Origin of the sequence: Humidesulfovibrio sp., from assembly GCF_031082295.1 — a bacterium.
GTDB lineage: Bacteria > Desulfobacterota > Desulfovibrionia > Desulfovibrionales > Desulfovibrionaceae > Humidesulfovibrio.
The window spans coordinates 16,694-37,954 of record NZ_JAVHLD010000022.1 but is presented as its reverse complement, the minus strand read 5'-3'; the positions used below and the strand labels follow the sequence as shown (position 1 = coordinate 37,954).

Here is a 21,261-nt window from a genome sequence, read left to right as displayed (position 1 = left end):
CGACATGCCGATCATTTTGAGAAATTTTAGTTACCGCTTTGCTGAGCAAGTTATCAACAGTAGCCTTGCTATTCGGCAGGAGATTGAGGCCGTCCTGACGGACCCTTCACTTCCGATAGCTGAACTATCGCGCCCAAGGTTCAACGAAGAGCTTGAGACTCGTTTTGTCGCCAGAGGCTGGGAGTCTCAGCCTCTCGTGTTCGGTGAACCAGGAGAGCCGATGGCGAAGATGGATTTTCTGAAGAATCGCGTCGGAGTAGAGGTTGAGTTCGGGCATGCATCGTTCATCGGAATAGATCTTTTAAAGATGCAGATCGGCTCCTACTCTGGCTTAGATAAGATTGATATCGGTGTGTATGTTGTGACAACGCTTTCTTTTCAAAAGAAGATGAAACAGCTGCATGAACTCAACTGGGAAGGTTCTTTAAACTTTGAAAAAGTTGTTAAGTATCTGCCGCATCTCAAGAGCGCGATACAGGTCCCAGTGTTGGTGTATGGTATAGATCTCGCCTAGCGAGTATGGGCTATAATAAAGGCCGGGAGCTTGCGCCCCCGGCCTTTTCAGTTGTTTCTGCCAGCGCCTACACCCAGTAGACGACCTCGAAGGCTTCCTTCATCTCGGCCTTGAGCTTGTTCATGGCGGTCTTGTCCATGTCGCGGATGCGGATGAACACGTCGCGCTGGCCCACCTCGGCGGGCTCGCACGCCGTGAGCAGGCTCATGAGCCGCGCGCCGTGGTCCTTCAGGTAGTCGAGCACCGGCACCAGCCCGCCCGGCTCGTTGGACAGCCGCACCCCTATCTGGATGCCGCCCTCCAGCACGCCGGTGATCTTCACCAGCACCTTGAAGATGTCGGAGTCGGTGACGATGCCCACGACCTTGTTGTTCTCGTCCACCACGGGCATGCCGCCGATCTTGTGCTCCAGCATGATGGCCGCCGCGCTGTCCACGGTCTCGTTCGAGCGGATGGTGACGACCTTCTTGGTCATGATGTCCTTCACCTTGATCTCGGAGAGCAGGTAGTACAGCTCGTGCATGTCGAGGGTCGTGGCCTTGGAGGGAGAGGCATCCTTGATGTCGCGGTCGCTGACGATGCCGACGAGCACGCCCTTGTCGTCCACCACGGGCAGGCGGCTGACGCCCTTCTCCTTCATGATCTTGGAGGCCTTCATCATGGAGGTCTCCTGGGTGGCGGTAAACACGTCCTTGGTCATCCAGTTTTCGATGAGCATGTGTGGTTCTCCTGTGCTTCGTCCCGCTGCCTTTGGTGGCAGGGCGGGGCGGTGGTGTCATTTTCGTTTATGATATCCAAGCCTGAGCATGTTGGCTAGTGGAATTTTGAAGGAAAGCGACTGCCCGCTTGGTTCCGAAGGATGTTCGGCGCGGCGGCGGAGCGGCCTTGGCGCGCCCAGGCTTTACCTTCTGCGCGCCACAAGATAGCATGCCGCCCATGTATGTGGTTGTGAATGTCGACGACCTGGGCCTCTCAAGCGCCGTGCGCCGCGCCGTGGAAGACCTGGCGGGCCTGGCGCGCGTCAGCTCGGCCACGCTCTTGGTCAACGGCCCGGACGCCCCCGCCGCGGCAAGATTGTCCGCGCAGAGCGGGGGAGCCCTCGGCATCGGCGTGCACCTGAACATTCTTCGGGGCCGTCCCGAGAGCCCGGCGCACGAGATTTCCGGCCTGGTTGGGCCGCAGGGCCTGTTCCTGGGCGACTATGTGGCGCTTTTCAAGCGCTACCTTGGCCGGGCCTTCACCCCGGCGGACGCCGAGCGCGAGTGGACGCGCCAGGTGGAGCGCGCGCTTGCCCTTGGCGTGGCGCCCACGCACCTGGATTCCGAGAAGCACATCCACGTGTGGCCGGGCCTGTTCGAGGCCGCCTGCCGCGTGGCCGAAGCCTTCGGCATCGGCTGGGTGCGCAGGCCGGTGGAGCTTGTCTCGCCCCTGCGCTGGGACAAGGGCGGGCGGCGTGCGCGGATTTTGAACACTTTCGCCCTGTGGCACCAGGTGCCGAGGAGCGGCCGCGTGGCCTGCCCGCACTCGGTGTTCGGCGTGGCCGACCAGGGCGCGGACTTGTTGCCGGGGCGGCTTCAGGCGTATATGAAGCGTGTGCGGCCGGATGTGCTGGAGGTGGTCTGCCACCCCGGCGCCCCGCGCGAGGACGACGCTCCGCTGCCCGTGGAGTACGGCCCCATGCGCATCAGCGGCCAGTGGAAGGCCGAGCGCGACGCTTTGGCCGCGCCGGGCTGGGACGCGGTCCTGGCGGATGCCGGGGCGCGGCTGACGCACTACGGCCAGCTTGATCCGGCCACGCGCGGTCTTCGGCCGGAATTTCGCCAGTAACGCAACGACGTCAGAAAAAACGGGATGCCAAGCATGTCACGATCCGCCCTGAACTGCCCCCAGAATGACTCCCCCGCCCAGGCCGGGGCCGGTCGCCCCCTGAACTCCGCAGGCTCCTGGCCGCCCGCAGGCTCCTGGCCGGTCGAAGTCAGCATCGTCACGCCCATGCACAACGAGGAGCTCTGCGTGCGCGAGTTCCATAAGCGCATCGGCGCGGCGCTCCAGGGTTTGGGCGTCAGCTACGAGATCGTGCTGGTGAACGACGGCAGCACCGACTCCACCCCCGCCATCATCCGCGAGCTGGCCAGCACCGACCCGCACCTGGTGGGCGTGTTCCTGGCGCGCAACCGGGGCCAGTGCACGGCCATTTTCGCAGGCATCCAGCACTCGCGCGGCAGGTACGTGGTCATCATGGACGGCGACCTGCAGCACCCGCCCGAGGAGGTCCCGAGCCTCATCGAGAAGATCCGCGAGGGCTACGACCTGGTCAAGGGCGTGCGCCAGAAGCGCCAGGAATCCCTGCTGCTGCGGCGCATCCCGAGCCTCGTCGCCAACTACCTCATGCGCGCCACCAGCAAGTGCGACGTGCACGACATGGGCGGCCTGTCCTGCCTGGACGGCGACCTGGCGCGTTCGCTCAAGCTGCGCGAGGGCCAGCATCGGCTCATCCCGGCGCTGGTGTACGGCTTGGGCGGGGCCGTGTGCGAGGTGCCCACCTCCGCGCCGCCGCGCTTCGCGGGGAAGAGCCACTACGGCATCGGCCGCAGCATCGACGTGCTCTTCGACATTGTGCTCCTGTGGTTCCAGAACTCCTACAAGCAGCGGCCCGTGTATCTTTTCGGGCGCATCAGCCTGTGGCTGTTCGCGCTGGCCTCCGTGACCATGGTCTGGCTTTTGTACGAGAAGCTGTTCCTGGGCGTGCACATGGGCACCCGCCCGCCGTTCATGGGCGCCGTGCTGTTCTACCTGTCGTCCCTGGGCTTCATGAGCACCGGCCTGATCCTTGAGGTGCTGGTGAACACCCACGACGTGGTCAGCGGCAACATGCCCTACAAGGTGCGCGAGATCGTGCGCGGCACAGCGCCAGAAACGCCCGACTCCCGCGACTGACAGGCCGCCAGGCCAGGGACACGCCATGCGCACCGGCTCGCTCAAGATCGGCCTCCTGCAGATCAACCCCGTGGTGGGCGACCTCAAAGGCAACGCCGCGCTCGTGGAGGCCGCCTACGCCACCGCAGCCGCCAGTGGTGCGGAACTCTGCCTGACGCCGGAGCTTGCCCTCACCGGCTATCCCCCCCGCGACCTGCTGCTCTATGACGGCTTCTGCCGGGCCGCCTTCGCCGGGGCCGAGGCCCTGGCGCGCCGCCTGGCCGAGCGCTTCCCCGACGGTCCGGCCCTGGTGCTGGGCTGCCCGGAGCCCAACGACACGGGCCAGGGCAAGGCGCTGTTCAACGCCGCCCTGTGGTGCGAGGCCGGAGGCATCCGCGCGCGCATCCGCAAGTCGCTGCTGCCCACCTACGACGTGTTCGACGAGGCGCGCTACTTCGAGGCGGGCAACGCGCAGGACGGCGCGGGCGTGGTGGAGTACCGGGGCCTCAAGTTCGGCGTGAGCATCTGCGAGGATCTCTGGAACGACAAGGACTACTGGCCGCACCGCCTGTACCCCGTGGACCCGGTGGAGGCCGCCGTGGCGGCCGGGGCGGACGCGCTGCTCAATCTTTCGGCCTCGCCCTTCAGCCTGCGCAAGCAGGCGCTCCGGCGCGACATGCTCTCGGCCATCGCGAAAAAGCGGGGCCTGCCGCTCTTCTATTGCAACCAGGTGGGCGGCAACGACGAGCTGGTCTTCGACGGCCGCAGCGCGGCCTACGGGCCGGACGGCGCGGTGCTGGCGCAGGCCGCCGGGTTCGCCGAGGACGTGCTGGTGGCGGACCTCGCCGCTTTAGGCCGCGTGGCCGACGAGGGCACGCCTTCCGGCACGGAGCCTACGGGCAGCGCCGAGATCTGGCAGGCCCTGGTGCTCGGCACGCGCGACTACCTGCGCAAGTGCGGCTTCAAGAAGGCCCTGCTCGGCCTGTCCGGCGGCATCGACTCCGCCGTGGTGGCGGCGGTGGCGGTGGAGGCGCTCGGCGCAGCCAACGTGCTCGGCGTGCTCATGCCCTCGCCCTGGTCAAGCACGGGCAGCCTCGACGACTCCCTGGCCCTGGCGAAGAACCTCGGCATGTCCACGCGCACCATCCCCATCGAGCCGCTGATGCGGGGCTTCGACGCGGCCCTTGCCGGAAGCTTCGCCGAGCTGGCGCCAGGGCAGGGGCCGGGCACCACCGAGGAGAACATCCAGTCGCGCATCCGGGGCAACCTGCTCATGGCGCTGTCCAACAAGACCGGCGCCCTGCTGCTGACCACCGGCAACAAGAGCGAGCTGGCCGTGGGCTACTGCACCATCTACGGCGACATGTCCGGCGGGTTCGCGCTCATCAGCGACCTGCGCAAGACTCAGGTCTACGCCCTGGCCCGGCACCTGAACGAGACGCGCGGCGAGGTCATCCCCCAGGCCATCATCGACAAGGCCCCCTCGGCGGAGCTTCGGCCCGACCAGACCGACCAGGACAGCCTGCCGCCTTACGACGTGCTGGACGCCATCCTGGCCCTGCACGTGGAGAAGAACCAGACGGCCGCGGAGATCGTGGCGGCGGGGTTCGACGCCGAGGTTGTGGCGCGGGTGTGCCGGCTGGTGAAGTTCGCCGAGTTCAAGCGCAGGCAGGCCGCGCCTGGCATCAAGATCGCCTGGCGCTCCTTCGGCTCCGGCTGGCGCATGCCGCTCGCCGCCGCGCCGCTGCCGTAAACCTTTCAAGACACCCGCATCCCGCAGCTCCCCACCCTCGCACCCTGCCGTCCCCTCAGCGATGATCCCAGTGCTGATGTGGTCACTCCGCATCTTGATTGTTGACCAAGCATATCAGTGCGCTGTGCCAGCCTTCGATAGAGAGACAAAATATTTACTATCACCAAAGCCCATGCTACGGCTTCTTCCCATGACGGAGGACGCTTCAGCCCATGCATGAAAACTATCCCGACCACTGGGAGTTCGAGGACGAGTTCGACGGCGGCGAGGAGACCTGCGGCCGGGTGATCATCAACCTCTACACCTACCTGAAGCGGGCCGAGCCCGGCACCCGCGTGCTGCTCATCAGCCGCGACGCCGCCGCGCCCATCGAGTTTCCCTCCTGGTGCCGCATGACCAGAAACACCCTGCTGGACCAGGCGCATCCGTTCTACCTCATCGAGTACAAACCCGAACTCAAAGGAGTCTGACATGGCCGGAACCTTCTGCGTGACCATCACCCACTGCCGCACCGACGGCGACAAGGCCACCCTCGGCTTCGTCGTGGCCAACGCCGCCCAGGGCAGCGAGAAGGAGACCATGGTCTTCCTGTCAACGGACGGCGTGTACTGCGCGGTCAAGGGCGAGGCCGAAAAGATCGACGAGGGCGCGCCCTTCGCCCCGCTGAAGGAGCTCATCAACAAGTTCATCGGCGCGGGCGGCAAGGTCTACGTCTGCACTCCCTGCCTGAAGAAGCGCGGCCTCGGCGAAGCCGACCTCATCCCCGGCGCGACCCCGGCCGGTGGCGCGGCCCTGGTGGAGTGGCTGGCCAACGGCAGCCCCTGCGTGGCCTACTAGTCCCATGACTGCAGCGAGCACGCCGCCGCCGGGGATCACCCCTGATGTGGTCTTCGACGGCGGCGATCTGGACTGCGGCTCCGGCCTTGTGCTCATGATCCGCGAGCACATGCTGCTGGTGCCCGTGGGCGGCGTGCTGGAGATGAAGAGCAGCGAGCCCACCGTGGCCGACGACCTGCCCCCCTGGTGCCGCATGGCCGGGCACGAGTACCTGGGCCACGCGCAAGGCGCCGCCCCAGGCCAGGCTCCGGGCGTCGTCCGCTACTTCGTGCGCCGTGGCGCCCAAGAGCAGCTGGCCAGCGAGGCCAAGGCCCTGGCCGACGACAAGGCCAAGGCCAAGGCCTACGTGTGGCGCCTGCGCACCCGGGCCACCGGCCACCAGAAGGCCACGGTCTACTGCCGCAACTTCTCCTGGGACCTGGGCCAGAGCGCCAGCTTCGAAGAGAAGGACGCCCACCCGAGCGCGGTGGAGGCCCTGCTCGGGGCGCTGGGCGGCTCGCTGGCGACGGCCTACGCCACGGAGTGCGCCCGGCGCGGCCTGGAGCTGGACGACATCGAGCTGACGGTGGCGGGCAGGCTCGCCAACGTGCTGGCGCACCTGGGCATGGAGGTGGGCGACCCGTCCTTCGCCGACATCGAGGTCAAGTGCTACGCCTCCTCCCTGGACGACGAAGCGGCCGTCCGCTCCGCCTTCGAGGACGTGGTGGCGCGCTCGCCCATCGCGGCCACGCTCAAGAAGGCCACGGCCCTCACAATCAAATTCGCGGTGGTGTAACGATGACGACCCCCTCTCAGACCCTCCCCTTTCAGACGACGCAGGTGGGCTCCTGGCCCCGCTCCAAGGCCATGCTGCGCGCCCTGCGCGACCGCCGCCTGGGCGAGATGGCCCGCGAGGCCTTCGACGCTGTCGCCGACGAGGAAGTGCGCCGCACCGTGCGCATCCAGGAAGAGTCCGGGCTCGACGTTGTGGTGGACGGCGAGCACCGGCGCGACAACTTCTACTCCTTCCTCACGGAAAAGGTCGAAGGCACGAAGCTCATGAGCCTGGCCGAGATGCTGGACGAGGTGGAGGACAAGAGCGGCTTCGAGGAGATGCTGACCACCCTCGACGTCCCGGCCTCGGCCATCCGCAACCCCACCTGCGTCGGGCGGCTCAAGCGCCGCGAACCGCTGGCCCTGAACGACTTCCGCTTCGTCAAAAGCCTCACGGACAAGCCGGTGAAGATCACCCTGCCCGGGCCGTACCTGCTGAACCGCTCCATGTGGGTGGGCGCGTACACGGGCAAGGTCTACGAGAACCAGCAGGCCCTGGGCGACGACGTGGTGGCCATCCTGCGCGCGGAGCTGATGGAGCTGGCCGAGGCGGGGTGCGAGTTTGTGCAGTTCGACGAGCCGGTGCTCACCGAGATCGTCATGAGCCAGGAGTGCGGCCGACGAACCTTCATGTGAGCGACGCTCGCCACCCGCCGGGACGCGGGTGAAGAACTCCGGTACGCCGCCAGCCTCATCAACCGCATCATCGACGGGGTCTTCGACCCTTCAGGGAAAACCGGTCCCCGGATAGGCCTGCACATCTGCCGGGGCAACTGGAGCACCAAGGAAGAGGTGCTCCTGACGGGCGACTACACCGCGCTTTTGCCCGCGCTTGAACGCATGCACGTGCGCCAGTATGTGCTGGAATACGCCACCCCGCGCGCGGGCGACATCGGCGTGGTGGGTCGCGCCCTGTCCGGCGTTGTTCCGGAAACGGACCTGCCGCGCGAGCTGGGCCTGGGCGTGGTCAACCCGCGCACCGTGGACGTGGAGACGCCGGAGTTCATCGTGGAGAAGGCCGAGGCCGCGCTCGCGTACTACCGGCCGGAGCAGATTTTCCTGAACACGGACTGCGGGTTCGGCTGCTTCGCCAACCGCTGCGTCAACGTGGAGGACATCGCCGCCGCCAAGCTCAGGAGCATGGCCCAGGCTGCGCGCATCCTGCGGGAGCGGCACGGGTAGCCGCGGCCCCGCACCTTTTACTTCTTCCCGTCCGGCGGCGGGCAGTGGGCTGGAGCAAGCCGCTGCTCGCCGTTTTGCGTCGTCACCACCACCTCGGCCTCGCCAGCCGGAAGCACCGGACCGACCACCGGCGCGGCAAGTCGGCAGCGGCCCGTTTCGCGCAGGCGTCCGGCCTGGAATTCCAGCACGCGCAGGACCGTGCGCGACGTATCCGGCACCAGCAGCCGCGCCGTGCCGCCCGTGGTCACGATGGCCGACAGGCGCTGCTCGCTCGTGCCATACACGTGGTTGGAGAAGCCGGGCAGGGCGGCCAGTTCCTTCAGTTCATGGCCTTCGCGGCGGTATACTTTGAGGGTGCCGCCGATGTGCGGGGTGAGCACCGCGGCGATCTCGGCCACGCCGTCGCCGTCCAGGTCGGCCACGCCCACCGGGTTCAGCCAGCGCCGGGCGGTGCCGATGGGGGCCGAGCGCGCCAGGATGGCGAGCCGCCCGTGCTCCAGCCCGAGCAGGGCCAGGGCCGAGCCAGTGGCGCGGTTGCTCACGATGGCCAGCAGGAGCGCGGGGCTGGCGGGGGACAGGCGCACCAGGCGCGGGGCCACGTCCTCGAACACCTCCTCCGGCGGCAGGCTGAGGACCAACCTCGCGCCCCCCGTCGTCTCGGCCTCCATGCGCGCGTATTCGTGCGGGCGGCCCAGGGCGAAATGCCCGTAGCGGTCCACCGGTTCCGCATAGCGCGCGGACGCGAGGCTGTCGGCTTCGGCCCCGAACGCCAGCGTGGACGCGAGGCACAGCGCCAAGGCGCACAGTGTGGCGCACAGGCGCTGGCGGAGGGTTCCGTAACAGGAGTGCGGCGTCGGCACCGTTTTCCCCCTTCCCTGGAGCCTTCAGCCGTCCTGCGGCCTCGGGACCTGGACTGCGGCGGGCTCCGGGGCGGGCGTTGCTCCGCGCACGATGATCCGCTGGTAGGAGAAGGCCAAAACCGCCGCGCCCAGGCAGCTCATGAATCCCGACAGGCCCGCGTCGAGCAGGAACCAGGGCGCCAGGCCCACGAAGCCGAGGTTGCGCTCCAGCACCGGCCCGAGCATCTCCACGGGAATGGTCACGGCAAGGATGGCCAGGTAGGGCAGGAACAGCGCGCAGCCGATCCTCCACATCCTGCCCTTGGTTTCCCGGAAGGCCGCGCGCACGGGCATTTCCTCGCGCCGCGCCACGTTGATGGGCAGGTAGAAGAAGCGGGACAGGTAGTAGAAGGCGGCGCAGAGGAGCACGATCAGGCCGAGGACCAGCACGATGAGAGCCGCCATTGCGGGCTTGCCGCCCTTTTGGAAGCCGACGGTCATGGCCACCAGCAGCAGCCCCGCGGCAAAAGTCGGCACGAGCACGGCCAGCATGGCCTTCAGGGTGGCCCAGAAGAAGCGCGGCAGTCGCCAGTCCAGGTACAGGTCCTTGAGCGAGGTGCGCGGGGCTGGGGCGCCCAGGATGAGGTCGTAGACGAGGAATTCGGCGGGCAGGAACAGGATGCCGAACAGCCGGGGCGAGTATGCCTCGGCGGGTTTCTTCGGGTCGAGGCTGTAGGTGACGCCGAAGAACGCGAGCCCGATGCAGGTGAGAGTGACCACAAGCACCGTGGCCAGCACGCTGGTGCGCAGCAGGGCGTTCTCGTTCAGGGCCTGTTTCACGAAGCGGAAGCTTGTCCGCAAGAGTCCCGGTTCTTTCCGCGTCACTGCGTCCCCCGTGTTTCTTGTGCGTTTGCCGGGCCTTCCGGCTGTTCCGGGCAATCAATACATGCCACGCTGTCCGTGGTCAACCAGCCGATATTGTTGTCGGCCTTTGAGCGCCGCCCCTTCACAAAGTTCGAAAAATCGAGCACAAGATGGGAGGGCGACGGTTCTTCCGCGCGCCCGAATCCCCCACGAGGAGAATTGCATGCTCCACAGCGCCCTGGGTCTTGTGGCTCTTATGGTCATCGCCTGGCTGGCCAGCGCCGAGCGCAGCCGAATCTCCCGCCTGCCCTGGCGCATGATCGTTGCCGGGCTGGCCCTGCAGTTCGGCATCGCCGGGCTGGTGCTCAAGATCCCGGCCTTCAAGGCCCTGTTCATGGGCCTCAACGGCGTGGTCCACGCGCTCGAGGAAGCCACCCGCGCGGGCACGAGCTTCGTCTTCGGCTTCGTGGGCGGCGGGCAGGCGCCCTTCACCGTGACCACCCCGGCGCTGACCTTCAGCCTGGCCTTCCAGGCCCTGCCGCTGGTGATCCTCATCGCGGCCCTGGCCTCGCTCCTGTTCTACTGGGGCATTCTGCAGCGCGTGGTGCGGCTGTTCTCCCTGGTGCTGGAAAAGGCCATGGGCATCGGCGGTGCTCTCGGCGTGGGCGCGGCGGGCTGCATCTTCCTCGGCATGATCGAGTCGCCGCTCTTGATCCGCCCGTACCTGGCGGTGATGACCAAGAGCGAGCTCTTCGCGCTCATGGCCACGGGCATGAGCTGCATCGCCGGCACCATGCTGGTGCTCTACGCCTCGGTGCTGCAAAACGTCATCCCCGACGCCCTGGGCCACATCCTCACGGCCTCGGTGATCCACGCTCCAGCGGCGCTGCTTGTGGCGGCGCTGATGCTCCCGGAGCGCGGCAAGCCCACCCTGGGCCACGACATGCCCAAGTCCGCCGCCTCGGGGTCTGTGGACGCCCTGTGCCGCGGCACCTGGGAGGGCCTGACCCTGTTCTGGAACATCGTGGCCATGCTCATCGTGTTCGTGGCCGTGGTCAAGCTGGCCAACATCGGCCTGGCGGCCCTGCCCGACGTGGCCGGCGCGCCCATGACCCTGCAGCGCGGCCTGGGCGTGGCGCTCTCGCCCGTGGCCTGGCTCATCGGCATCCCCTGGGCCGAGGCCCAGACGGCCGGTTCGCTGCTCGGCACCAAGATCATCCTCAACGAGTTCTTGGCGTTCATGGATCTGGCGGCCCTGCCCGTGGAGGCGCTCTCAACCCATTCCCGGCTCATCCTGACATACGCCATGTGCAGTTTCGCCAACTTCGGCAGCCTGGGCATCCTCATCGCTGGCCTGGGCACGCTGTGCCCGGAGCGCCGGGGCGAGATCACCGGCCTGGGCATGCGCTCGCTTCTGGCCGGGGTCATCGCCTCGCTCATGACCGGCACGGTCGTCGGCATCATCGCTTCACTGTAAACGCAAAGCCTCACTGCAAACGAAAGGAGGACGCCATGTCCCACATTCAAATCGATTCCGCCCGCTGCGACAAGGACGGCCTGTGCGTGGCCGAATGCCCGGTGGGCATCATCGCCTTCGGCGAGGGCGGCCTGCCTGCCGTTTCGGACGAGGCCGCCGCGCGCTGCGTCATGTGCGGCCACTGCGTCGCGGTATGCCCGCAGGCCGCGCTGACCCTGGCGGGCATCCCGCCCACGGCCCTGCCGGAGGTGCAGAAGAAGTTCACCGTGAGCCCGGAGGCCGCCGAACAGCTGCTGCGCTCGCGCCGCTCGGTGCGCCGCTACAAGAGCGCGCCCGTGAACCGCGACCTGCTGCTGCAGCTCATCGACACCGCGCGCTACGCTCCCTCGGGCATGAACGCCCAGCCGGTGCACTGGCTGGTGGTGGAGGGCCGCGAGCGCATGATGGAGCTGGCCGGGCTCACGGCCAAGGCGCTGAGGCGCCTGCCGTACTTCCTGGGCTTTCTGGAGGCCTGGGACAAGGGCCAGGACGTGATCCTGCGCGGGGCGCCGAACCTGGTGCTGGCCCATGCCGAGGCCACGGGCTTTGACCACACCGTGGACGGGGCCATCGCGCTGACCTACTTCGAGTTGGCGGCCCACGCGCACGGCGTCGGCACCTGCTGGGCCGGGCTGCTCATGCTGGCGGCCAAGGACTCGCCCGAGCTGACCGGGGCGCTGCGCATCCCCGAGGGCCACCGGGTGCTGGGCGCGCTCATGGCCGGGTACCCCAAGTACGGCTTCAAGCGCCTGCCGCCGAGGAATCCGGCCAAGGTCCGCTGGTTGTAGCCGCCTGACCTCGAACGCGGCGAGGCCGCCAGGACGGGCTCTCCCTTCCTGGCGGCCTCGCGCTTTCTGGCCGAGTGGCGCGGTGGCGCTACTCGTACATCTTCTTCAAGTCCTCGATCTCGTCTTGCAGGGCGCGCGCGGCGCTGGAGGTCTTGGCCACGGCGTTGGCGGCGGTGGCCGTGTTGTCCAGGGCCACCTGGGAGGCGTTGCGCACCTGGCTGACGATGCGGTCGATCTCCTCGCTGGCGGCGGACTGTTCCTCCGAGGCTGTGGCGATGGAGCGCACCTGGTCCGAGGTGCCGCCCACGAGATGCACGATGCTCTTCAGGGCATCGCCGGACTCGTTGGCGAAGGTGGTGGCCTGCTCCACGGCCTGGGCCGCGGCGTCGGTGCCGTCCATGTTGAGCTTGGCCGCGCCCTGGATGGCGTTGACGGCCTGGGCCACCTCCTTGGTGGCGTTCATGGTCTTTTCGGCGAGCTTGCGGACCTCGTCGGCCACGACGGCGAAGCCGCGCCCGGCGTCGCCGGCGCGGGCGGCCTCGATGGCGGCGTTCAAGGCCAGCAGGTTGGTCTGGTCGGCGATGTCGGAGATGACGCCCATGATCTGGCCGATGCCCTCGGCCTGGGTGTGCAGCTCCACCATGTTGGTCTTGAGCTGCACCGTGAGGTCGTGCACGGTATTGATGGCCTTGACCGAGCTTTCCACGACGCGGGCGCCGTTTTCGGCGCTCTTGCGGGTGTTCTCGGCGCCCTCGGCGGCGCGGCCAGCGCTCTTGGCCACCTCAAGGACGGTTGCGGTCATCTCGTCCATGGCCGTCGCCACCTCGGAGATGTGTCCAAGCTGCTGCTCGGACTCGTTGTGGATGTCCTCGATCTCCATCATGGCCGACATGACCGAGGACAGGACCTCTTCGCTCGAGCCCCGAAGCTTGGCGATAATCTCTGACACGGTCTGTTTGGTCTGCTCCTTGGCCTGGTCCTCGGCGCATTGCAGGGCCAAGAGCGCCTTCTCGCTCTCGCAGGTCTTCTCGGCAGCCAGGGTCTCGTGCTCCTTGGCGATGGCGATCTCCTTCTTGAGATGCGCCACCATGAGGGTGAGCGAGTCCTTGAGTTCGCCGAGCTCGGCGTGGTAGCTGCCCTCGATGTTCGCGTCGAGCTTGCCCTCGGCCACCTTCAGGGAATAGTCCACCAGCCGCCCCAGGGGCCGGGTGATGCCGAGCAGGATGAAGAGCGTCAACAGCGCCGCGGCCACGGCCACCACGCCCACCACGCCCAGCACCAGGAGGCGCACCCCTGCCACCTCGGCCTCCACGTCGTCCACGTAGATGCCGGTGCCGATGACCCAGCCCCAGTCCTTGTCCAGCTTCACGCAGGATTCTTTGGGGAACATCTCGGCGGTAACGCCGCCCCCGGCCTTGGGCTTTGGCCAGTTGTAGGTGACGTAGCCGATGCCGTCGGGGCTCTTGCTGGTGACGCCGACCATGGCCTGGAACAGGTTGCCCTTGCCGCCGGGGATCTCAGTGACCACCCACTTCCCGTCAGCGCCGCGGTAGCGCATGCTGGTGGCGGTGGCGAACTTCGGGTCCACGATGGGCTTGCCGTTCAGGGCGGGCACCGTGGGGTGCATGACCATGACCGGGGTGGCCTCATTGCTGTTGACCCAGAAATAGTCCTTGCCCTCTGGCCCGTAGCGGTGCTTGGCGATGAACTCCAGAGCCTTGGCCTTGGCCTCCTCGACCGTGAACTCCCCCTTGGCCGCGCGGGCCTGGTAGTCGCGCACCTGGGCGTCCTCGACGCGGACCAGGTTGGCCAGCATGACGCGCTTCTCCTCCATGAGCTTTTCGGCCATGAGCGGCAGAAAGCCGTAGAGGGTGGCAACGACAAAAAGGGCGATGGTCACGGCGGAAATGATCCAGATCTTCGCGGAGATCTTGGCCCTGGCGACGATGTTTAAGAAGTTCAGCGACATGTGGGCTCCTTGGAGGCGAACGAGTGCGAGTTCGGGGTACAGTGGGCAATCACGTTTTCGTCATAGCGTATAATTTTCTTAAGGGGAAGCTTGCCAGAAGCCTTGAAAGCGAAGTAAGCTTCCTTGTAATCAGATTTTTTCGGTATGATTTTATCGCATCAACCAACGGAGGTTTGACGCATGGGCAAGACCAATTGCTGGGAATTCAAGAAGTGCGGCCGTCAGCCAGGTGGGGCCAAGGTGTCGGAACTGGGCGAGTGCCCGGCCGGCAAGGACAAGCGCGCCGATGGGCTGAACCAGGGCAAGATGGGCGGGCGGGCCTGTTGGGCGCTCGCCGGCACCCTTTGCGGCGGCAAGGTCCAGGGTTCCTTCGCCCAGAAGGCGTCCAACTGCATGGAGTGCGATTTTTACAAGCTGGTGAAGACCGAGGAAGGGCCAAGCTACCTGGGCAGCAAGGAATTGCTCAGTAAGCTGGCCTAAAGAGGCCTGCGGGCATTGCCCTTTGCCTCCCCCCTCATGTAGGCTCGCCAAAACGCAGGCAGGCCATTGCGGCCATGCAAGGGGGGAGAGATGAGGCATAGCACGATGGCGTTGCTCCTGGGGGGGCTGCTGCTCATGGCGGTTTCGGCCCAGGCACAGAAAGCGCCGTCCGAAAAGGTTGCAGGGCCTTCCTTCAAGGCCATGGACGCGGACAAGAGCGGGCACCTGACCCTTGAAGAGGTCATGTCCTACGCCAAGAAGAAGAGTTCGGACACCGAGCCGTTCCGCATCACGGACGCGGACTTGGATGGCGACGGCGTGCTCACGCCGGAGGAGCAGCGCAAGGCTGGCATCAACGGTATGGAGCAGTTCGGCGCCGTGAATCTGAAGGAGATGGACATTAACGGCGACGGCTACATCAGCCGCGAGGACCTCGACGAGTACTACCGGCGCAAGCACCGGGAGGCCTTTGCCAAGGCCGACGCCGACAAGAACAAGGCGCTCCGGCCCAGCGAGTTCGCCCTGTTCCGCTTCTAGCCGCCACGAATACTGCTGAGTCAATGAAGAAGGCCGCCCGGGTTGTCCTGGGCGGCCTGTTATTTTGGGGTCTGTTGGGCCGGTTGTATCTTCCAGCGGAGCCAACCAGACGTTATCGGTGTCCTTGGTCGTGTCGCGGCGTCGTTTGCAGGGGTGCTGCCTTGCCCGGGACGGTCTGTATTAGGTCCGGGCTATTCTTGAGCCGTCTTGTGACCTGGACTGGCATTGTAGCCATCTTTCGTCCTGCATCGTGACTGCGGCCAGTTTCTGGTCAAGCCTACAGTTTTCCTCCACGATGGCAGCCTCGTCGGGTTTGGCCCGGGCCTTCTCCTTGATGATGGCCTTGTAGGCCGCTTTGTCCACGTATACGTTTTTCAACGCGCCGTGCGGCTCCTTGTCTTGGCGCATCGTGCAGGTTTCCGGCTCCAGATCCCGTTTCCCCGGGGATCGTTTTGCGTTCCACTTGCTGAGAGCCTGACCGCTGGTTTCCGGCTTTTGGCCCGTCCCCCCCGCGAGAGCGCGGCGGGTCGGAAGCAGATCGGAGCCCGGGCCGGTCAGGGGCCTTCTAAGCACGAAGGGAATAGCCCATTGGAGTGACCTCCTCTTTCATGCGTTGAGGGAAGATCCCTACGATGTCAGGATACTCTTTGGGCTTGGCATGTCAACAGCCGGGCCAAGAAAAATTTCCAGTGCGCCAAGGTGGTTCCGAAAAAACTTTTGGCCTCGCGCCGAGAAAAATGGAGGCCGCCTAGAACTCCTGCGGCAGCCCGGCGAGCTGCGCCTGGGTGAACACCGGTCCGTCCACGCAGACGAACTTCTCGCCGATGTTGCAGCGCCCGCACAGCCCGATGCCGCACTTCATGCGCCGCTCCAGCGTGGTCACGATCTGCTCGTCCTTGAAGCCCAGCTTGCCCAGGGCCTCCAGGGTGAAGCGGATCATGATGGGCGGGCCGCAGGTCACGGCCACGGCGTTGTCGGGGCGAACCCCGAGGTCGGTCAGCACCGCCGGGACAACGCCCGTGCGGCCCTGCCAGCCCTCGTTCGGGTTGTCCACGGTGAGCTCCACGCGCATGTCGCCCCTGTTGGCCCACTCCTTCAGCTCGTCCTTGAAGCACAGGTGCTCCGGGGTGCGGCCGCCGTAAATGAGCGTGATCGCACCATAGTCGGCCCGGTTGTCGAGCATGAACAGCAGCAGGGTGCGCAGGGGCGCCAGCCCAAGGCCCCCGCCCACGAACACGATGTCCTTGCCGCGCATGTCCTGGTAGGGAAAGTGGTTGCCCAGCGGCCCGCGCAGGCCGACGGGATCGCCCTCCTTCAGCGTGTGCAGGCGGTGGGTCAGCTCGCCCACGCGCATGACGCTGAACTGGAGGTAGTCCATGCGCGTCGGCGGCGAACAGATGACGAAGGTGCTCTCGCCCGTGCCGAACACGGAGAGCTGCGCCACCTGGCCTGGCTCGAAGCGGAAGGCCGCCATCTTGGCCGGGTCCTGCAGCACCACGCGGAAGGTCTTGACGTCCGGGGTCTCGTCAAAGGTCTCGATGATGGTGGCCAGCTCGGGGATGTAGGGATTGTTCGCGTTCATTTGGCTTCCTCGCCCTTGGCCCCGGCGGTTTCCGCGGCCTTCTCCCGGGCCTTGTCCAGCACGTCCAGCACGATCTGCCGAATGTCCACGGCCACCGGGCAGGACTTGATGCAGCGGCCGCAGCCCGTGCAGGAGAACTCCAGCCCCGAGGGTTCTGTGGCGGCCTCGGAGAATTCGCGCGGGTGGTAGCAGAACTTGTGCCCCACGCGGTTGCGCAGGCGGTGCGCCCGGCTTCCGCGCGGATTGTGGCCGCTGCCTTCCAGCGTGTACAGCGCGCTCATGCAGGTGTCCCAGGTGCGCAGGCGCCGTCCGCTCATGCCCTGGTTCTCGTCGGTGATGTTGAAGCAGGAGCAGGTGGGGCACAGGTAGGTGCACACCCCGCAGCTCAGGCACCGGGCCGATTGGTCGGTCCAGAAGTCCAGGTCCGCGAACACGGCCAGGAAGCTCCCCGCGATGTCCTTCAGGTCCGGCGTCTGTTCCGGTGCCTGGTCCGGCGTTTGCGCCGCGGCCTTGCGCTCGTCCAGGCTGGCGAGCGTCTGCGCCGTGGCCTCGGGCAGCTCGGCTATGAGCTTCTCCCCGGCCGGGGTCACGGCCTTGGCCACGAACCCGCCGTTCAGCGGATGCAGCAGCACGTCGGAGCCGGTCTCGTCGTCCATGCCCCCGCCGGTCCAGTGGCAGAAGCAGGTGTTCTGCAGGCTGGTGCAGGCCACGGAAACGAACAGCGTGGCGGCGCGGTGGGCCTTGTACTGCGGGTCCACGACGCCGCGCTCCAGGAACACGCGGTCGAGCAGGTGTCGGCCCCGCGCGTCGCAGGGGCGCGGCCCCAGGATCAGCGTGGGCTCCGGCGGCAGGGCCTCGGACAGGAAGACCTCGGTGCGCGTCAGGTCGGCCTGGTCCTTGCGGTACTTGTAGGTGAACAGGTTCTCGGTCTGGGGCAGGAGCGCCTCCTTGGCCGAGGACGTGGGCGGGCGGCCCAGGAAGGGGTGCATGTCCTCGGAAAACACGCGGTAGACGATGGCGGCGCCCTCGCGCACGGGGGCCAGCACGCGGTAGCTGCGCGCCCAGGCCGCGGCCACGGCCGCCAGTTCGGTCTCCTTGATGTGGCGCGCTACCATAACAGCCCCCGGTCCTTGATGCGGTCTTCTTCCATGAGGAAGGTGTGCAGGGGCGGCACGGCGTCGAGGTTCACCCCGGCCTGGTAGTTGAACAATTCCTTCAGCTCCCGGTTCATCATGCGCTTCAAAAGCAGGATGGGGATGCCCATGGGGCAGGAGCGCTGGCACTCGCCGCACTCGGTGCAGCGTCCGGCCAGGTGCAGGGCGTGCATGACCTGGAACAGCCACTTCTCCTGCAGGGTGGCCTCCGCGCTGAGCCAGTGCGGCTCGCGGCTGTCGGCCAGGCAGACGTGCTTGCACACGCACAGTGGGCAGGCGTTGCGGCAGGCGTAGCAGCGGATGCAGCGGCCCATCTGGCGCTTCCAGAAGTCGAAGCGTTCCTGGGTGGACAGCTTTTCCAGCGCGGCCAGGTCGGCGTAGTCGTCCTCCGCGCCCTGGGGGGCGATCTCCGGGCCGATCAAGTGGTCGTACACCAGCGGGTTGGGGTGCTGGCAGCGCAGGCATTTGTCGGCCAGCAGGCCCCTGGTCTCGATGTCGCGCACGCGCTCGCCGCCGTCCCCCGCGAGCTTCAGGCGCAGCAGGCCGTCGCGCGGGGAGCCTTCGACGCGGGCCTCCTTGACCGAGGCGATGTCCATGCTGGCGCGCAGCTTGGCCAGGTCGAGCACGCCCTCGCAGGGCAGGCCGAAGATGACCAGGTTCTCGCGTTCCCACAGGCGCTCCTGCAGGAGCTGCACGATGGAGCGCGAGTCGCAGCCCTTGACCACCACGCCCAGGCGTTTGCCTCGCAGGCCGTAGAGGCTGGTGGCCAGGTTCTGCACGCAGGTGGCGTCGAAGATGAGCCGGTCCAGATCCTTTTCGTTGCGCACGGTGACGGGCGTGGCGTGCAGGGGGTCGAAGCCCCGGCCGTAGCCCAGCACGAAGTCGACGTTGGCGAGCTCCTGGGCGATCTTGGAGCGCAGGGTCTCCATGCGGCTGGCGGCGCCGGTGGCGAAGGGATCACTCGCCATCCATGACCTCCTTGGCCTCGTCCAGTTTCGAGGCATCCAGCCTGAAGTCGTCCATGTTGAGCAGGGCGTCGTGCCGCGGCGCCGGGCTTGCGGCGTCGGCGCGCCACATGTCCGGCTGGGCGGAGCTGACGCCGAGCATGCCCTCGAGCTTGCACAGGGTGCGGGCGGCCTCGGCCATGCGCGGCATGGGGCCGAGCTGGTGGATCTTGTCCGTGAACTTGGTCACCATGTCGCGCCAGCGCGAGCCCTCGGACGCCGAGACCCAGACGTACTCGAAGCGGCCCTCGTCCACCCCGATGATGGGCAGGAAGCGGCGCAGCAGCTCCAGCCGCCTGCGGGCGTAAAGGTTGCCCTCGGTGTAGTGGCAGTCGCGCGGGTGGCAGCCGGACACGAGCACGCCGTCGGCCCCGGAGAGCAGGGCCTTGGCCACGAACATGGGGTCCACGCGGCCCGAGCAGGGCACGCGGATGATGCGCAGTTCCGTGGGCTGGCTGAAACGGGCCACGCCGGCCGCGTCCGCGCCGCCGTAGGAGCACCAGTTGCACAGAAAGCCTATGATTCGGTATTCTCGTCCCATGTCCTGCATAGCGCGTTGACCTCCGCGAGGAGCTGTGAGTCGGTGAAGTGGGCAAGCTGGATGGCCCGCACGGGACAGGTGACGCTGCAAATGCCGCAGCCCTGGCAGACGGTTTCGACGACCTCGGCGCGCTTGCTTCCGTCGCGCAGCTCGCGCATGCGGATGGCGCCGAAGGGGCAGGTGCGCTCGCACTTGCCGCAGCCGATGCAGCGGATGGTCTGCACCTGGGCGATCTGCGGGTCGCTCTCGAGCTTGTCCTTGGACAAAAGGGCCAGGACCTTACCCGCGGCGGCGCTGGCCTGGGCCACGCTGGCGGGGATGTCCTTGGGGGCCTGGCAGGCCCCGGCCAGAAACACGCCCACGGTGTTGGTTTCCACTGGCCGCAGCTTGGGGTGGCTTTCCAGGAAGAAGCCGTAGGCGTCGTAGGAGATGCGCAGCTTTTCGGCCAGCGCGCCCGCGCCCTTGGCCGACTCCGCGCCCACGGCCAGCACCACCAGGTCGGCCTTGATCTCCACCTGGGCGCCGAGCAGCGTGTCCGCGCCGCGCACCACCAGCTGGTCGCCGTCCGGCCCGGTCGAAGGGTAGATCTGGGCCACGCGGCCCCGCACGTACTGGACGTCGTACTCCTCCTGGGCGCGGCGCACGAACTCCTCGTAGCCCTTGCCCGTGGCGCGGATGTCCATGTAGAACACGTAGGCCCGGGAGTCCGGGATGTGGTCGCGCGTCAGGATGGCCTGCTTGGCCGTGTACATGCAGCAGAAGTTGGAGCAGTAGGGCCGGTCCACGGAGCGGTCGCGGCTGCCGACGCAGGCGATGAAGACCACGGTCTTGGGTTCCCTTCCGTCGCTGGGCCGCTTGATGTGGCCCGCCGTGGGGCCGGAGGCCGAGAGCATGCGCTCGTACTGCAGGCTGGTGATGACGTCCGGGTAGCGCCCGCCGCCGTACTCGCCGCACTTGGTGTGGTCGAAGAGGTCCAGCCCGGTGGCGGCGATGACCGCGCCGACCTTCTCGGTGACCACCTCGTCCTTCAGGTCGTAGTCCACGGCGTCGGCCGGGCAGATCTTCTGGCACACGCCGCACTTGCCCTTGGTGAAGCGCAGGCAGACGGTTGCGTCGATGGCCGCCCGCTTGGGGATGGCCTGGGGGAACGGAATGTTGATGGCCGTGGTGGTGCAGATGCCCTCGTTGTGGCCGTCGCGCACCTTCCTGCTCGGGCATTTTTCCAGGCAGGCCCCGCAGCCGGTGCACTTGGTCCAGTCCACAAAGGGCGTCTTCTTGCGGATCTTGACCTCGAAATTGCCCACGTAGCCGGAGAGTTCCTCCACCTCGGACAGCGCGTGCAGGGTGATGCGCGGGTGCTGGCCCACGTCGACCATCTTGGGGCCGAGCACGCAGACCGAGCAGTCCACGGTGGGGAAGGTCTTGTCGAGCTTGCTCATGACCCCGCCGATGGACTGCTTGCGCTCCACCAGCACCACGTCCAGCCCGCCCTCGGCGCAGTCCAGGGCGGCCTGTATCCCGGCCACGCCCGCGCCGATGATGAGCACGCGCTTCTGCACCTCGAAGCTCTTGGCCGTGAGCGGCCTGTCGTAGCGCAGCTTCTCCACGGCCATGCGCACCAGGTCGATGGCCTTCTCGGTGTTGCGCTTGCGGTCGAGCGAGATCCAGGCCACGTGCTCGCGGATGTTGGCCATCTCGAACATGTAGCGGTTCAGGCCCGCGCGCTCCACGGCCCGGCGGAAGGTCACCTCGTGCATGCGCGGCGAGCAGGAGGCCACCACCACGCCGTCGAGCTTGAGTTCGCGGATGGTCTTCTCGATGGTGCCCTGGCCGGGGTCGGAGCAGGCGTACATGTGGTCGGTGGCGTAGACCACGTCGGGGAATTCGCGGGCTGCCGCGGCCACGGCCTCGCAGTCCACGGTGGCGGCGATGTTGTTTCCGCAATGGCAGACCATGACGCCTATGCGCACGA

22 protein-coding genes are annotated in these 21,261 nt (G+C 67.0%); 12 read left to right on the top strand and 10 right to left on the bottom strand.

All coding sequences use genetic code 11. From position 1 onward, the window contains the following. Window positions 1-4 precede the first annotated feature (4 nt). The gene (locus RDU24_RS11505; protein WP_308735907.1) at window positions 5-514 is read left to right on the top strand and encodes a BglII/BstYI family type II restriction endonuclease; all 510 of its coding nucleotides are present in this window, start codon (window positions 5-7) and stop codon (window positions 512-514) included. Between the two features lie 67 nt (window positions 515-581). Here the strand turns inward: RDU24_RS11505 and RDU24_RS11500 are convergent, their stop codons facing one another. Continuing rightward, window positions 582-1,232 (bottom strand): CBS and ACT domain-containing protein, encoded by a 651-nt coding sequence (locus RDU24_RS11500; RefSeq protein WP_308735906.1) that lies wholly within the window; start codon window positions 1,230-1,232, stop codon window positions 582-584. A gap of 209 nt (window positions 1,233-1,441) precedes the next feature. Here RDU24_RS11500 and RDU24_RS11495 point away from each other — a divergent pair, with 209 nt between their 5' ends. The 7 genes from RDU24_RS11495 (at window position 1,442) to RDU24_RS11465 (ending at window position 8,015) form a co-directional block, all read left to right on the top strand. Continuing rightward, on the top strand, window positions 1,442-2,341 hold the full coding sequence (locus tag RDU24_RS11495; protein ID WP_308735905.1) for a ChbG/HpnK family deacetylase: 900 nt from the start codon (window positions 1,442-1,444) through the stop codon (window positions 2,339-2,341). A gap of 33 nt (window positions 2,342-2,374) precedes the next feature. Then, complete coding sequence (locus RDU24_RS11490; protein ID WP_308735904.1) at window positions 2,375-3,451, top strand: glycosyltransferase family 2 protein; 1,077 nt, start codon at window positions 2,375-2,377, stop codon at window positions 3,449-3,451. A gap of 25 nt (window positions 3,452-3,476) precedes the next feature. Next, window positions 3,477-5,183, top strand: a complete 1,707-nt coding sequence (locus tag RDU24_RS11485; RefSeq protein WP_308735903.1) for an NAD+ synthase — start codon at window positions 3,477-3,479, stop codon at window positions 5,181-5,183. A 212-nt stretch (window positions 5,184-5,395) separates the two neighbouring features. Beyond that, window positions 5,396-5,653, top strand: a complete 258-nt coding sequence (locus RDU24_RS11480) for a sulfurtransferase TusA family protein (RefSeq protein WP_308735902.1) — start codon at window positions 5,396-5,398, stop codon at window positions 5,651-5,653. Window position 5,654: 1 nt separating this feature from the next. Further along, window positions 5,655-6,020, top strand: a complete 366-nt coding sequence (locus RDU24_RS11475) for a DsrE family protein (protein WP_308735901.1) — start codon at window positions 5,655-5,657, stop codon at window positions 6,018-6,020. Window positions 6,021-6,024: 4 nt separating this feature from the next. Further along, window positions 6,025-6,795 (top strand): sulfurtransferase TusA family protein, encoded by a 771-nt coding sequence (locus tag RDU24_RS11470; RefSeq protein ID WP_308735900.1) that lies wholly within the window; start codon window positions 6,025-6,027, stop codon window positions 6,793-6,795. A gap of 2 nt (window positions 6,796-6,797) precedes the next feature. After that, window positions 6,798-8,015 (top strand): cobalamin-independent methionine synthase II family protein, encoded by a 1,218-nt coding sequence (locus RDU24_RS11465; RefSeq protein WP_308735899.1) that lies wholly within the window; start codon window positions 6,798-6,800, stop codon window positions 8,013-8,015. A gap of 17 nt (window positions 8,016-8,032) precedes the next feature. Here RDU24_RS11465 and RDU24_RS11460 read toward each other — a convergent pair whose 3' ends face one another. Continuing rightward, window positions 8,033-8,875 (bottom strand): hypothetical protein, encoded by an 843-nt coding sequence (locus RDU24_RS11460; RefSeq protein ID WP_308735898.1) that lies wholly within the window; start codon window positions 8,873-8,875, stop codon window positions 8,033-8,035. A 24-nt stretch (window positions 8,876-8,899) separates the two neighbouring features. Continuing rightward, window positions 8,900-9,739, bottom strand: coding sequence for a hypothetical protein (locus tag RDU24_RS11455; protein ID WP_308735897.1), 840 nt, complete (start codon window positions 9,737-9,739; stop codon window positions 8,900-8,902). Window positions 9,740-9,941: 202 nt separating this feature from the next. Here RDU24_RS11455 and RDU24_RS11450 point away from each other — a divergent pair, with 202 nt between their 5' ends. Together RDU24_RS11450 and RDU24_RS11445 are read left to right on the top strand one after the other, a co-directional pair. Beyond that, window positions 9,942-11,195, top strand: a complete 1,254-nt coding sequence (locus RDU24_RS11450) for a NupC/NupG family nucleoside CNT transporter (RefSeq protein ID WP_308735896.1) — start codon at window positions 9,942-9,944, stop codon at window positions 11,193-11,195. Window positions 11,196-11,230: 35 nt separating this feature from the next. Beyond that, window positions 11,231-12,022 (top strand): nitroreductase family protein, encoded by a 792-nt coding sequence (locus tag RDU24_RS11445; protein WP_308735895.1) that lies wholly within the window; start codon window positions 11,231-11,233, stop codon window positions 12,020-12,022. 88 nt (window positions 12,023-12,110) lie between these two features. Here RDU24_RS11445 and RDU24_RS11440 read toward each other — a convergent pair whose 3' ends face one another. Continuing rightward, a complete protein-coding gene (locus tag RDU24_RS11440) occupies window positions 12,111-13,991 on the bottom strand; it encodes a methyl-accepting chemotaxis protein (protein WP_308735894.1) in 1,881 nt (626 codons plus the stop codon). Between the two features lie 180 nt (window positions 13,992-14,171). Here RDU24_RS11440 and RDU24_RS11435 point away from each other — a divergent pair, with 180 nt between their 5' ends. Together RDU24_RS11435 and RDU24_RS11430 are read left to right on the top strand one after the other, a co-directional pair. Further along, window positions 14,172-14,471 (top strand): two-CW domain-containing protein, encoded by a 300-nt coding sequence (locus tag RDU24_RS11435; RefSeq protein ID WP_308735893.1) that lies wholly within the window; start codon window positions 14,172-14,174, stop codon window positions 14,469-14,471. Window positions 14,472-14,561: 90 nt separating this feature from the next. Then, on the top strand, window positions 14,562-15,008 hold the full coding sequence (locus RDU24_RS11430; RefSeq protein WP_308735892.1) for an EF-hand domain-containing protein: 447 nt from the start codon (window positions 14,562-14,564) through the stop codon (window positions 15,006-15,008). 180 nt (window positions 15,009-15,188) lie between these two features. On the opposite strand, the gene RDU24_RS11425 is transcribed toward RDU24_RS11430, so the two are convergent. From RDU24_RS11425 to RDU24_RS11400, 6 genes are all read right to left on the bottom strand, one after another. After that, window positions 15,189-15,416, bottom strand: coding sequence for a hypothetical protein (locus RDU24_RS11425; protein WP_308735891.1), 228 nt, complete (start codon window positions 15,414-15,416; stop codon window positions 15,189-15,191). Window positions 15,417-15,756: 340 nt separating this feature from the next. Beyond that, the gene (locus tag RDU24_RS11420) at window positions 15,757-16,590 is read right to left on the bottom strand and encodes an FAD/NAD(P)-binding protein (RefSeq protein WP_308735890.1); all 834 of its coding nucleotides are present in this window, start codon (window positions 16,588-16,590) and stop codon (window positions 15,757-15,759) included. Next, window positions 16,587-17,705 (bottom strand): 4Fe-4S dicluster domain-containing protein, encoded by a 1,119-nt coding sequence (locus tag RDU24_RS11415; RefSeq protein ID WP_308735889.1) that lies wholly within the window; start codon window positions 17,703-17,705, stop codon window positions 16,587-16,589. The genes RDU24_RS11420 and RDU24_RS11415 overlap by 4 nt, the downstream gene beginning before the upstream one ends. Next, window positions 17,699-18,712, bottom strand: coding sequence for a 4Fe-4S dicluster domain-containing protein (locus RDU24_RS11410; protein ID WP_308735888.1), 1,014 nt, complete (start codon window positions 18,710-18,712; stop codon window positions 17,699-17,701). Before RDU24_RS11410 ends, RDU24_RS11415 begins: the two co-directional genes overlap by 7 nt. Next, complete coding sequence (locus tag RDU24_RS11405; protein WP_308735887.1) at window positions 18,702-19,298, bottom strand: hydrogenase iron-sulfur subunit; 597 nt, start codon at window positions 19,296-19,298, stop codon at window positions 18,702-18,704. Before RDU24_RS11405 ends, RDU24_RS11410 begins: the two co-directional genes overlap by 11 nt. Further along, window positions 19,265-21,259 carry a CoB--CoM heterodisulfide reductase iron-sulfur subunit A family protein gene (locus RDU24_RS11400; protein WP_308735886.1) on the bottom strand — a complete coding sequence of 665 codons (1,995 nt, stop codon included), beginning with the start codon at window positions 21,257-21,259 and terminating at the stop codon, window positions 19,265-19,267. Before RDU24_RS11400 ends, RDU24_RS11405 begins: the two co-directional genes overlap by 34 nt. Between the last annotated feature and the right edge of the window lie 2 nt (window positions 21,260-21,261).

What these genes read in the sequence shown, in the direction of transcription:
- RDU24_RS11505 (WP_308735907.1), top strand. Translation starts at nt 5, where the DNA reads ATGCCGATCATTTTGAGAAATTTTAGTTACCGCTTTGCTGAGCAAGTT.
- RDU24_RS11500 (WP_308735906.1), bottom strand. Translation starts at nt 1,232, where the DNA reads ATGCTCATCGAAAACTGGATGACCAAGGACGTGTTTACCGCCACCCAG.
- RDU24_RS11495 (WP_308735905.1), top strand. Translation starts at nt 1,442, where the DNA reads ATGCCGCCCATGTATGTGGTTGTGAATGTCGACGACCTGGGCCTCTCA.
- RDU24_RS11490 (WP_308735904.1), top strand. Translation starts at nt 2,375, where the DNA reads ATGTCACGATCCGCCCTGAACTGCCCCCAGAATGACTCCCCCGCCCAG.
- RDU24_RS11485 (WP_308735903.1), top strand. Translation starts at nt 3,477, where the DNA reads ATGCGCACCGGCTCGCTCAAGATCGGCCTCCTGCAGATCAACCCCGTG.
- RDU24_RS11480 (WP_308735902.1), top strand. Translation starts at nt 5,396, where the DNA reads ATGCATGAAAACTATCCCGACCACTGGGAGTTCGAGGACGAGTTCGAC.
- RDU24_RS11475 (WP_308735901.1), top strand. Translation starts at nt 5,655, where the DNA reads ATGGCCGGAACCTTCTGCGTGACCATCACCCACTGCCGCACCGACGGC.
- RDU24_RS11470 (WP_308735900.1), top strand. Translation starts at nt 6,025, where the DNA reads ATGACTGCAGCGAGCACGCCGCCGCCGGGGATCACCCCTGATGTGGTC.
- RDU24_RS11450 (WP_308735896.1), top strand. Translation starts at nt 9,942, where the DNA reads ATGCTCCACAGCGCCCTGGGTCTTGTGGCTCTTATGGTCATCGCCTGG.
- RDU24_RS11445 (WP_308735895.1), top strand. Translation starts at nt 11,231, where the DNA reads ATGTCCCACATTCAAATCGATTCCGCCCGCTGCGACAAGGACGGCCTG.
- RDU24_RS11440 (WP_308735894.1), bottom strand. Translation starts at nt 13,991, where the DNA reads ATGTCGCTGAACTTCTTAAACATCGTCGCCAGGGCCAAGATCTCCGCG.
- RDU24_RS11435 (WP_308735893.1), top strand. Translation starts at nt 14,172, where the DNA reads ATGGGCAAGACCAATTGCTGGGAATTCAAGAAGTGCGGCCGTCAGCCA.
- RDU24_RS11430 (WP_308735892.1), top strand. Translation starts at nt 14,562, where the DNA reads ATGAGGCATAGCACGATGGCGTTGCTCCTGGGGGGGCTGCTGCTCATG.
- RDU24_RS11425 (WP_308735891.1), bottom strand. Translation starts at nt 15,416, where the DNA reads ATGCGCCAAGACAAGGAGCCGCACGGCGCGTTGAAAAACGTATACGTG.
- RDU24_RS11420 (WP_308735890.1), bottom strand. Translation starts at nt 16,590, where the DNA reads ATGAACGCGAACAATCCCTACATCCCCGAGCTGGCCACCATCATCGAG.
- RDU24_RS11415 (WP_308735889.1), bottom strand. Translation starts at nt 17,705, where the DNA reads ATGGTAGCGCGCCACATCAAGGAGACCGAACTGGCGGCCGTGGCCGCG.
- RDU24_RS11410 (WP_308735888.1), bottom strand. Translation starts at nt 18,712, where the DNA reads ATGGCGAGTGATCCCTTCGCCACCGGCGCCGCCAGCCGCATGGAGACC.
- RDU24_RS11405 (WP_308735887.1), bottom strand. Translation starts at nt 19,298, where the DNA reads ATGCAGGACATGGGACGAGAATACCGAATCATAGGCTTTCTGTGCAAC.